The organism is Microcystis sp. LE19-131.1A (assembly GCF_027532015.1).
GTDB lineage: Bacteria > Cyanobacteriota > Cyanobacteriia > Cyanobacteriales > Microcystaceae > Microcystis > Microcystis ichthyoblabe_A.
On the sequence record NZ_JAPZSS010000221.1, the window covers coordinates 1 to 11,978 of the forward strand.

Genomic DNA, 11,978 nt, shown 5'->3' on the forward strand with positions numbered 1-11,978 from the left:
TCTATGGCATATTAGCGGCGGTTGATTTATCCCCAGAATTACGCGAAAAAATTCTGCAAGAAGGGCTTTATGTGGCTCGGATTCATGACCAAGTATTTGAATTAGATATTCCCGATAATTTTTCACCTCAAACCTATTAAATAACCCTGCTCTAGGAAAAACTTTTTCAGTAAGCTTTATTGTAATTGTCCGCGCAGAGCATAACGATCTTTTTCTAAGCCGAAAGCGAAGAGAAAAGAATGGCATATAGTGGGGTTAGAGAGAGTAAAAAAGAGAAAGAGAGCGATAACAGCTAATCCTGACGATAAACTAAACATAGTTTCGTAGGAAATTGCTAAAACCCCCAGAATTGGACCTGCTAAGGCCGTTCCCACATCAAAACCGCCGATACAGATAGAATAGGCTCGGCCGCGTTCTTGGGGCCCAGAGCGATCGGAGATTAAAGCCAGTAACATAGGGAATAAAATCCCCCCTCCCGTACCTTCGAGAATAGCGGCTAAAATTAAAGCGGAAGGAGATCGAGCAGAAGATAGAACCAACATGGATAAACCATAGCAAAAAACGCTAATAGTGATGAATAAACCCCGTCCATAGCGATCGCTGGCTCCTCCCGACAAAATCCGCCCGATTACCCCCGATACTGCCGCACAACTGTAGAATAGACCAGGACTGAAAGCTATCTGGTTTTCGAGGAGAAACAGGGGTAAAAAAGCGACTAAACCGCCGAATAAAGTACCAACCAGCAGAAAAACTAGGGTGGGGACTAAAAAAGCTCGCTCTTGACATAATGCCCAGAAACTGCGCTCAATTGTTCGATTTTCTGCCTTCATTTGGGCTAATTTTTTCTTGAAGTCCGGTTCTTGAATAGAGAAACCCAAGAGAAAAGCGATCGCTCCTGAAGTGGCGGAAACTAGAAACAAACCGTCATAACCGATCGATTCGTAGAGATAACTGCCTAAAGCTGGACCGATTCCCATGCCTATGGGTGCAGTTAAGCTCATATAACCAATTATCTCTCCCCGTTGACGAACGGGGGAAAAATCCACCACTAGGGTGCTGTAACCAGTAGTAAAAGCGGCGATACTGAGACCATGGTAGGCGCGGACGGCGAATAAAGAGGAAAGATCGCGAAAAAATAGATAACCGAGGGGTGCGGTAGCGGCGACAATAGTTCCAAATAAAACCACTAATTTGCGACTGCGGCGATCGACTAGATTGCCTAACCAACTGCGCGATAAAATTAAACCGATGGCAAAGGCCCCCATGACAAAACCGATATCTTGTTTGCTACCGCCTAGGGAATCAATATAGATGGGGAGAGTGGGGACAAGAGTGGTGATACTTATCCAGAAAAACAGCGCCGTGACGAAGAGAAAGAGTAGTTGACGACGAGTTTCGGCAGTAAGCGATCGAAAAGTTTTGAAAGCGTTCACGACAGTGACCGTCACAGGCAACAAAAAGACCCGGAGATCACGCCAGTCACAAGCATCCCGTATTGCTGCTACCTTCCGGTCCTGACAAGGTTAAGGCGTTGCGATCGCATGAGTCCGAGTCTTTTCTATCATAACATCTTTTTCCGGGATACTGGCATTTTTTTCCAGAGAATTTCCTCTCAATCTAGACTGTGAACAGAAATTTTCTCAACGAGGGGGTTTTTGCAATTGTTGTTGTAGAGAAATTTCTGGTTCGATCGCCAATCCGCTAAACTGTCGGATTAAGGGTGAAGGACTCTCCCTAGAATCGGCAGCGAGGAAAAATAACCAACGGCTGCCGGGGGTGAGTTGTTCGATGGAATTGAAGTTACTTGTCAACCAAATTAGCGGTAAATTAGGCAGATTAGCGTTTTTTTGACTAGCTTTTGCCTCTATACTGGCTAAAGTTTCTAAAATGATCCTCTCCCCCTGAATTAAACCCGTTTCACCGGTCCAGAGTTTCACATTTAATTGCCGACGATGGGCATAAAAATAGAGGGAAGCAGCGGCAATAATCGCCCGTTCAAAACTGTCTTCTTGCCAATCACAGAGGGTATCGAGACAGATAATCACTTCCTGTCCTCCCGTTAACACTTCTAATTCCCGAATTTGCAATTCTCCCAAACGGGCGCTAGTTTTCCAGTGAATTAAACGGGTAGAATCACCCTGGCGATATTGTCTCAGGTTACGGGTCAGTCCTTGACTCGCCCTTTGATAATAGCGATTATTTTCTAATTTTTGTGCCATCTCTTGACCGAGGGAATCGATTAGGGGACATTGTTGTAAGGGTAAAATTTGGGGATAAACTAAAGCTTTAGCCGCTGCTTGATGACAACGACGACACCAAAATAAACCGAGAGGGGCTGCTGTTCTTAATTGTACTTCTTGCCAGTGATAAATACCCCGTTTACTGGTGGGTAAATAATAGGTCCAACGATGGCAACTTTTGGGGGCAATCGTTTCTATTGGGGTTATTTTTGGCTGATCGAGAACTATAGGCAGGATATCTGTCACTTCTAACAGATTTATCGGCTGATTGCTAGTATTTTCTATCTCTAGGCTAATACTAAGATCGTCTCCCGCACTTACGGGTACAATGGCAAGACGACGCACTTTCAGGGGAAGAAGGGAACGACGGGGTAAAATTATCGATAAAATTAAAATGGCGATTGTCGTGCCACAGATAGCATACAACCATCCCGCCATGGTATTAGTCGCCGCTCCGAAAAAACAGAGGGTAATGCCAATGATTACCCCACCACCGTAAGCGGGTAAAATACCGCGATCTTCTAACCAAGTTTTCATAGGGTTTAGTGGTTTTGTCGTCTTTGCTGGAAGGCTAAAAATCAGACCCACACTTCTAGAATTACCCCAAAAGCCCTCTGATCAGCGAAGGGAGTCCTATCCCTTGTCACTATTGTTATTTTTCTTAACAAAACTTAACAATTGATGGCAAAATTTTGCTTGCTTTTGTCGGCAGATTTTGGGATAATATTTTTAAAAGAGTTTATTCATAATCGGAATCTAAGCATTCAAATATAAACACAAACATCCCATTATGAAACAAGCATAACCCAAGCCGCCGCTAAAGTCAAGCGCCCACTCTAATTATTTTTCGCCTGAAACTTCTAATTCCGTGGTCGGTGGGGGGTTGGAGATATTAGTTAAAATAACAAAGGTTGAAAACCGTGTTTGCGGGAAGCTGCACCGATTTGTTCCATTTTAGGGACGGTAATTTGATTGCGTCCCCAAGAAAAATTAGTTTGCCAACCCTCCAACTCCAATAAAATCGCCTCAGCAAAACAGGCAAACATTTGACGAGAGGGAATATCCATATTAACGATTTTCATAATTTTCCAGTCAATATCGAGGGAATGCTCGACAATGCCGCCCTTAATCACAGAAACATCGGGGGCATTTAACACCGTGCCTAAATTTTTCGGATAACCACCATCAATAATAAGACAGGGGCGCTTGAGTTTATCTGGATCAATTTCCACCCCTTTAGGCATACTAGCCACCCAAACAATGATATCAGCCAGGGGTAAAGCCTCCTCTAGGGGAAGAGTTTTACCGCGTCCTAACTCCTCTTGCAGAGATTGTAAACGCTCTTGATTGCGTGCCACACATATTAGTTCTTTTGTATCGGTTTTTTCATTTAACCAACGACAAACGGCGCTGCCGATATCTCCGGTGGCCCCACAAACCACGACGGTAGATTGAGCTAAATCGATGCCCATTTTGTCAGCGAGGGTTTGCACCTGAGTGCAGATGACGTAAGCGGTGTGGGTGTTACCGGTGGTAAAACGGCCAAAATCTAGCTCGATATTGCGCACCTGTCGATTATCTTTGAGATTAAACTCCTCGAAAATAATTGAAGAAAAACCGCCGAGTGCGGTGATATTGATATCACTTTTTTGAGCGAGTGCCATGGCATTTAGCACCTTACGAATAGCAGACTTTACCCAACGATTCGACAACATCTCCGGTAAAAAACAGGATTCGATGTATTTTCCTCTGATGGTTTGCCCCGTGATGCTGGTGACATGAAAATCATCGACAATTTGCGGGGGGGCAGCGCACCAAAAATCTAATCCCTGGTTAGCATATTCAGGATAACCTAGATCGTCGGCGACCGATTGGGCGTGTTCTAAACTGGTAAGATGACCTATAAGACCAAACATTGATTGTTCTTTCGTTAGACTAGATGGCACTAGATAAAAATTAGGATATTGCTAAGAAATCGTTAAGACTCTTAAATATAATACACAAAAGAGCCGCTCTGTGTTGAGCGGCAGCAGGGGAAAAAAAGAAATCTCGATGCTCAAGCTTTAGACGGCAGTTAATCCGTAGGCAGACATCCGCATGATATCACGGGTGCTGAAACCAATATTGCTTAACGCTTCCCCGTAGCTAATCATAAAGTCTTCCACGAGGGCCTCTTTTTCCATAGCGAGGACGCGAGCATCATCCTCGACTTGATTGAGCATTCTCCAGACAATGGGTAGATTAGCGCGATTTGCAGCTTCTAATTCCTCTTTAGCGGTTTCAAAGTTCGCTTTTAGCCATTCTTCGCCAAAATTGAGGTGTAAATATTCGTCTTTAACTACGCTTTCAGTAATTTTACGGGCAAAAGGATCAGCAACAGGAATATAAATATTATAGGCAGCGATCGCAAAAGCTTCGATAATCAAAGATTGGATTAATAAACAGGTGACAACTTTACCTTCTGCGTAGGCAATTTGGAAGTTATCGTGCAGAGAGGAAAAGAATTCTCTGGCATAATCCATATCAGGAGTGATTTGCAAATTTTGGCCGCAAGCTTGAAAACCTTTCATGTGACGGTTTTCCATTTTTGCCAGACGGTGTAACTCTTCTTTGTTATCGGTGAGGATGTCTGCTAATTGAATATAATTGCTATTGGCCTCGTATTCGCCTTCAATAACGATGGCATTAATGCGACTATAGGCTGATTTATAGGTTTCGCTGGTGAAATCAAGCTCTAATGGTACAGCAAGCTCTGGCATAAACTCGATTGACTCCTATTTCTGACGAGATTTTTCCGATGTTCTTTCCAGTCTAGGGTAAGCCTTCTAGATGGAGTGATCTTTTTACGAGTCTAGCTCGATCGGTCTTTTTTGTATAGCTTGGCCTGAGGGGCTGACTTGCCAAGTTAACTATAGGGGTTATCTTTTGCCACTGAAAACAAATCTAGAGGCAATCCCTTCTCAAGGGAGGAGATTGCCGGCTGTTTGCTCAAACCGTGGCTAAAGATTTCCTGCGCTCGGCCTGTTGTAGGATCGCTTTGGCTGCCTGTTTACCCGATAAAGTGGCCCCTTCCATGCTATCAATGTAATCCTGTTGAGTATAACTACCAGCAAGGAAAAAGTTAGGGATAGGAGTCGCTTGCGAGGGACGATAGACATCCATCCCCGGTGCTTCCCGATAGAGACTCTGGGCCAATTTCACCACACTAAACCAAGTCATCTTTAACTCCCGCGAGGAGGGAAATAACTGATGGACTTGCGCTAAAACGTGCTGGGCAATATCTTCATTTTTAGCTTTAATAAAAGGGTCACCGGGGGTTAAAACCAACTGTAATAAAGAACCTTCTCCGGGGCGATAATAATCCCTAGGACTGGTGAGAGCAAGATCTGCAAAACAGGAGAAATCCGCTTGGTGGGTGTACAAAAGATTGTCAATTCCCACCGCTTTTTGCAGTTGTCGGCGTTTTTCGGCATCATTTAACTCCGTCACCCAACCGTCAAAACGCAATTGTACCGTAGCGACGGGGACGGCTTCTAGTTGGAAAATATTGTCAAAAATCGGCATTTTTCGCCAATCTTGGGGAATGAGACGCTGAATACCGGGGACATCACCAGCGCAAACGTAGGCATCTGCGGTGATAGTTTCTGTGGTTTCTCCGTTAGCGACGATCATGCCATTAACTTGCAGATTTTCGCCCTCTCCAGAATAGAGAATTTCCCGCACTTGACGACGGGTAGAGATTTTGGCACCCCGGGCCTCCAGATAGTTAATAATCGGTTTATGCAGGTATTCGTGGGGGGAACCTTCTAACATCCGCAGGACGGAAGCTTCGGTTTTAGCGGCAAAAAATTGGAAAATCGTCAGCATACAACGGGCCGAGATATTTTCCGTATCGATAAATCCTAAGGCATAGGCGATCGGATTCCACATTTTTTTTAAACTGCCTTCATTACCGCCATGGCTACGAAACCAATCGGCAAAGCTAATCGAGTCCAGATCCCGAATCGTTTTCATCGCTCCTTGAAAGTCTATCAGACCGCGGACAATGGGACTGGTACCTAAGGCCAGAGAATTAAAGATTTTATCGGCTGCCGAGAGTTGGGAGGAGGTAAAAAAGGCTTTTAAACCGTTAAAAGGCGCACCTGCAGCGAAACGGAAGTCTAATTCGCCGATTTTTCCCCCTTCGTTGATAAAAGTGTGGGTGTGTTCTTTGAGCAGTAGGGATTGAAAAGCGCCCACTTTTTTCATTAACTCAAAAAGATTATAGTAACAGCCAAAAAAGACGTGCAAGCCCATCTCGATGTGATTACCGTCCGCATCTACCCAACTACCGACTTTTCCACCGACAAAGGGACGAGATTCTAAGATTTCTACTGTACAGCCCGCATCGACCAGATCGATAGCTGTTGCCATTCCCGCTAACCCTGCACCAACGATCACCACTCGCATTTGTCAAGTTCCTGTTACAATTTTTCACTAAATCTTTATTTTACCCCGATCGGTCTGGTGTTTCTTGCGGTTGATTTTTTCAGGGGCGCTTGAGAGCGTGGCAGAATAATTGAGAGTTGCACTAGGGAGAAGTCATTTTGAAGCGATCGCTAGAGGGGAGACAGGGATTAATTATTGTCAGTATTATTTGGATATTGGGGATATTAGTCGATAGATTCTGGTTTAGTCTCGATCATACTATTCCTGCTTGGGATCAGGCCGATTATCTCAACGGTGGGATTATCTATACCCAAGCTTTCCAAAATCCGCGCTGGTTTGATGGGGATTGGTGGCGCAGTTTATGGCTAATGTCGCCGAAAATTCCCCCTTTAACCTATCTTTTAACGATTCCCTTCTTTAATCTCTTTGGTATTAGTCTTGACGCGGGTATGTGGGTAATGGCCATCTATAGCGCCCTACTGCTCTTTTCTGTGTATGGATTGGGAATTATCCTCTTTAATGGGACTGTGGCTTTATGGGCGGTCTTAATCTGTCAATTTCTACCCGGTTTATACTATTATCGCCTCGAATATCTCTTAGATTTTCCCTTAGCGGCAATTGTAACGTTTTCTTACTTCTGCTTGACATGGTGGCGATTTAGTGGTCAAGGCTGGCTAAAAGCGATCGCTTTCGGGATTTCTTTCGGTTTAGGGATGTTAGTCAAACAAACCGCCCTATTTTTCCTCTTTTTGCCGATTTTGTGGGTATTGGGCGAAAATCTTTGGCGAAAACGTTGGGGTAATCTAGCGCAATTAATGCTGAGTTTTTTGACGGCAGCATTGCTAATGTTTCCCTGGTATCGGACGAATTGGTTATTAATGTTAACTGCGAGCAAACGTGCCACGGTAGATTCGGCGATTTTGGAGGGAGATCCGCCTCTTACCAGTCCTGATGCCTGGACATTTTACGCCCAAGTTTTACCCTATTTTCTTTCTTGGGTATTGTTATTAGTTCCCCTGGTGGGATTATTAATCTCCTTACGTCATAGAACAACGGAAGATAAGGTTAATCGTCCTGTGTGGATTTGGTTAGGAGTTTTTCTGCTGGGGGGATACCTATTATCATCCCTAAATATCAATAAAGATGCTCGTTATATTTTGCCGCTTTTACCGACTTTATCCTTAATTTTATCCGTTGGTTTATTATCTTGGCGTGGTCGTTTTGCCCCCGGTATCCGTTGGGGAACGATAACTATTGCCGCTATCCTCACCAGCTTAAATTTATTTCCCTTGGGGGGAGATATAATTACTAACGTTTTCAGTCCCAAATTACAACACCATCCCTATTTAAAAACTGGTTGGCAGCACGAAGAAGTAGTTAAAGAGATTCTAGCCGATTCTCCCTATCTTCGCAGCACCCTAGGGGTTTTACCTTCCACCCCCGAATTAAATCAACATACCTTCTCTTTCTACGGTGGTAAACATAATTCCCAGGTTGCCGGCAGACAGGTGGGAGTTCGGGAAGAAGATATAGAAAAGGATGTCAATTCTTTAGATTGGTTTTTAACTAAAACTGGTGAACAGGGTTCCGTCCCCGATGTCCAGAAAAAAATTGTTAATCGAGTCGCCACCAGATCAGATTTCCAAGTGGAAAAAACTTGGCAGCTACCGGATGATAGTACCCTGTCCCTACACCGTAAAATAGACCCCTCCGTCACGGTTAAACCCCTTGAAAATGCGCCAAAACGGGTAGAATTAAGAGAGATTGCCATTGCCAAAAAAGCCTCTCCTAATCAACCAATTCCCGTGGTTTACAAATGGGCAGGAGACTGGCAACAATTAAAGTCAGGGATAGTGATTTTAAACTGGCAAGAAGTGGACGGTAAGGATTATTGGATGCACGATCATGGTATTGCTATGGGGGGATTAATGGCAAAAAAATTAACTCCAGAAGAGCAACAAAAGGGTTTTGAAGTCACTGAAAAAACTGCCATGCAGTCGGCAGCAACCCCCGGAGTTTATCGCTTATCTGCTGTCTATCTCAATCGGGAAACTGGCGAAACCTATCCGATTAAAACTAATGCTGAAATTACCATCGATCCTCAAGTTGCCAAGTTAGCAACGCCCCAATTAGATTTAGTGACCCAATTGCGCTTAAAGTCTGCTAATATTGGTCAAGGATTAACGGGTATTGAACCAATTTTTGAGTTAACTAATCGTATCAATCAATACGATTCGATTCAGAATTATGTGCTGCAAGCAGACAAGGCTTTTTCCTATCGTTTACAGCAACAAAACCCCCCCGATAAATTATCTTTAGCCTACGGATTAGCAATTTCTAAGGTACTACAACAGGATGTGGCAGGGGCAATAAAAGCCACGGAGGAAATGATTAAAATTGACCCCCATAATCCCTATCATTATGCTTATCAAGGGTTTATTTATCTGTACGATTGGCAACCGCAAGCAGCCCAAAAAGTCTTAGATAAAGCTAGACAATTAAATCCCGATAGTGAGGAAATTAAGACTTTAAATGCAGTGGCTGCCTTGATGGGGGGAAATCTCGTTAAAGCTTGGCAATTATGGCAGTCAAATTAAAATAGAGTGGGAAGTGGGGTGTGGGGTGTGGGGAGTTTTCTCAGTGAACTGATAAGTACCTAAGCAAAATTAATTACACAAATCTAACCCCCCCCTTGCCTCTTGCCTCTTGCATAAGTGCCTTTCTTCACTAGGAAATTTATTTTGCACGACTACTTAACTGATAACTGATAACTGATAACTGATAACTGACTCCTGACTTCTAACCCAATGTTGGACAAAAATAAGTAAAAATTATTGGTTTATTGCAAAAACTTAAGAATATTTAAATTAACATTCCGCAATATTTATAAATTCTTAAGAATTAATTGAGAAAGATTTTTATTTAACAACGACGTTATGATGGTAACAGCGATTTGATAGAATTTCATAATGGGCTATTCTGTGCTTTTTTGGGCAGCAATGGTTGAAACCCTTGCCACACCTAGAAGGTGATCCTAATTAAGACGGGTAAATCAGTCAATTTCACCCACAACGATGATCTTTTTTTTATGTAGTTTTATTGCAAAAAAAAAGTTTTTTTGACAAAAAGCACAAAGTATGATAGGAACCCAAGGTATTTCTGGTTGCGAGTAATTATTGTAGAGAAGGGGAGAAGGGAGTGAGAAGTGGGGAAGCTGTCTCATCACCCTATCACCCCAAAACCCTATCACCCTATCTCCTGCCTCCTGACCCCAGTAACAAACTTTTTCAGCAAACCCTACTTAATTTAACAACTCCCTGGGATCGGTGACTTCCCCTTTAATTGCTGCCGCTACCACCATCGCCGGACTCATCAACAAAGTACGACCGGAAGCGGAACCTTGACGACCTTTAAAATTACGATTGGAGGAGGAAGCGCTGATCTGATCTCCCTGCAATTTATCGGGATTCATGGCTAAACACATGGAACAGCCAGCCTCGCGCCATTCAAAGCCTGATGCTAGGAAAATTTGGTCTAATCCTTCCGCTTCCGCCTGTTTTTTGACTCTTTCGGAACCGGGGACGATAAAAGCTTTCACATGGGGGGCCACACGATGACCTTGGGCAAATTTGGCCGCTTCGCGCAGATCACTGATCCGGCCGTTAGTACAGCTACCGACGAAGCAGACATCGATTTTTGTGCCTTTAATCGGGGTGCCGGGGGTGAGTTTCATGTATTGATAGGCTTCCTCTGCGATCGCTCTTTCACTTGCCGGTAAACTTTCGGGAGTGGGAATGACTTCGTTAACCCCGATTCCTTGGCCCGGAGTGATCCCCCAAGTAACGGTGGGTTCGATTTCACCGGCATCGAAGACCACCACATCGTCATAAACCGCATCGGCATCGCTTTTAATGCTTTCCCACCAATTAACCGCACTTTCCCAGTCTTTAGGCGCAAAATCAAGACCTTTGAGGTAATCGTAGGTGATCTGATCGGGGTTGATATAACCACATCGGGCCCCACCTTCGATCGCCATGTTACAAATCGTCATCCTTTCTTCCATGGACATCTGTTCAATTGTACTACCAGCGTACTCGTAGGCATAACCAACACCGCCTTTAACGCCTAATTGACGGATAATATGGAGAATTACATCTTTAGCATAGACTCCAGGGTTTAAATCGCCGTTTACCTCCACTCGACGCACTTTTAATTTCGATAGGGATAGGGTTTGGGTAGCAAGAACATCGCGTACTTGGGAAGTGCCGATGCCAAAAGCGATCGCACCAAAAGCGCCGTGGGTGGAGGTGTGGGAGTCACCACAGGCGATCGTCATCCCCGGTTGGGTTAGGCCTTGTTCGGGAGCGATCACATGAACTATGCCCTGATTGCCGGAACCTATGCCGTAGAAAGGAATATGATTGGTTTGAACATTAGTTTCGATCGCCCGGATCATTTCCTCGGCCAAATCGTCAAGGAAAGGACGTGCTTGATTTTCGGTGGGGACGATGTGATCGACGGTAGCAATAGTCCGTCTGGGAAATAATACTTTTAAACCTCTTTCTCTTAGCATCGAAAAAGCTTGCGGACTGGTGACTTCATGCACTAGATGCAGTCCGATAAATAATTGTGTCTGTCCACTGGGAAGAATCTTAACCGTGTGTGCGTCCCAGACTTTATCGAATAATGTTCTTGCGCTCATTGACTTGGGAATGATAGTCATCTCCCTAATCATATCAGCTAACCCTGGCCGATAAATATTAATTTTTTCTTTTCTCTTGGTTAGGAGGGATAAGAGATAAATAGCTTTGTTTTTGCCAGATTAAAACCATCAGTGTTTGAGTGAAATAAAAGACTTTCGCTAATAACTATTTGAGTGATTACTTCTGCTCCTTACCCCCCGTTTCCTATAATCTTTCAAGAGGATTTAGTCTAACATTCTCTTGATTTCGCTCCAGAAGCCATAGCAAAAAAAATTATTCTTTTCTTGTCACTGATAAATTCTGCTCGCTAACTCTCCTGTTCAGATAAATTTCTCCGAGAACAATTAATCCTAGAATCAGAGGTAAACTCAGCCATGCTCCTAGGTTTCCTAAGTAGTTAACACTAATATAGTAATACTCAAAGATTCTACCAAATTAACTAACAAGAGAGGTCATGGAAGTCTTACCGATATTTCTCATTGTTTTTTGCTATCAGACAATTAATACAACTAGCCATGATGATTAATCATACTCTTTTTTAGGCAACAGCAAGAAATCGTGGAGTTCAAAAGCGGGTTTCATCAATTTCCGTCTTAATACTAGGCAA

At 43.7% G+C, this 11,978-nt stretch carries 7 protein-coding genes, 1 other RNA gene and 1 pseudogene; 1 reads left to right on the forward strand and 8 read right to left on the reverse strand.

Features of this window, described 5'->3' with window-relative positions:
* Positions 1-176 precede the first annotated feature (176 nt).
* From O9323_RS16160 to zds, 6 genes are all read right to left on the reverse strand, one after another.
* Positions 177-1,448: an MFS transporter gene (locus O9323_RS16160; protein ID WP_288125426.1), complete on the reverse strand. Its 1,272-nt coding sequence runs from the start codon at positions 1,446-1,448 to the stop codon at positions 177-179.
* Positions 1,449-1,457: 9 nt separating this feature from the next.
* Positions 1,458-1,554: signal recognition particle sRNA small type (gene ffs, locus O9323_RS16165), an RNA gene on the reverse strand.
* 86 nt (positions 1,555-1,640) lie between these two features.
* Complete coding sequence (locus O9323_RS16170) at positions 1,641-2,777, reverse strand: DUF58 domain-containing protein (protein WP_002755386.1); 1,137 nt, start codon at positions 2,775-2,777, stop codon at positions 1,641-1,643.
* 359 nt (positions 2,778-3,136) lie between these two features.
* Positions 3,137-4,156, reverse strand: a complete 1,020-nt coding sequence (locus O9323_RS16175) for a long-chain acyl-[acyl-carrier-protein] reductase (protein ID WP_149107451.1) — start codon at positions 4,154-4,156, stop codon at positions 3,137-3,139.
* A 147-nt stretch (positions 4,157-4,303) separates the two neighbouring features.
* The gene (locus tag O9323_RS16180) at positions 4,304-4,999 is read right to left on the reverse strand and encodes an aldehyde oxygenase (deformylating) (RefSeq protein ID WP_002739386.1); all 696 of its coding nucleotides are present in this window, start codon (positions 4,997-4,999) and stop codon (positions 4,304-4,306) included.
* 229 nt (positions 5,000-5,228) lie between these two features.
* Positions 5,229-6,689, reverse strand: a complete 1,461-nt coding sequence (gene zds, locus O9323_RS16185; protein ID WP_288125427.1) for a 9,9'-di-cis-zeta-carotene desaturase — start codon at positions 6,687-6,689, stop codon at positions 5,229-5,231.
* 137 nt (positions 6,690-6,826) lie between these two features.
* On the opposite strand from zds, the gene O9323_RS16190 reads away from it, so the two are divergent.
* Entirely contained in the window at positions 6,827-9,265 is a 2,439-nt protein-coding gene (locus tag O9323_RS16190) for a phospholipid carrier-dependent glycosyltransferase (protein ID WP_288125428.1), read from the forward strand.
* A 704-nt stretch (positions 9,266-9,969) separates the two neighbouring features.
* Here the strand turns inward: O9323_RS16190 and leuC are convergent.
* Together leuC and O9323_RS22750 are read right to left on the reverse strand one after the other, a co-directional pair.
* Positions 9,970-11,370: a 3-isopropylmalate dehydratase large subunit gene (leuC, locus tag O9323_RS16195; protein ID WP_149107452.1), complete on the reverse strand. Its 1,401-nt coding sequence runs from the start codon at positions 11,368-11,370 to the stop codon at positions 9,970-9,972.
* 274 nt (positions 11,371-11,644) lie between these two features.
* Positions 11,645-11,779: pseudogene (locus O9323_RS22750) on the reverse strand (MraY family glycosyltransferase); the annotation flags it as partial.
* Between the last annotated feature and the right edge of the window lie 199 nt (positions 11,780-11,978).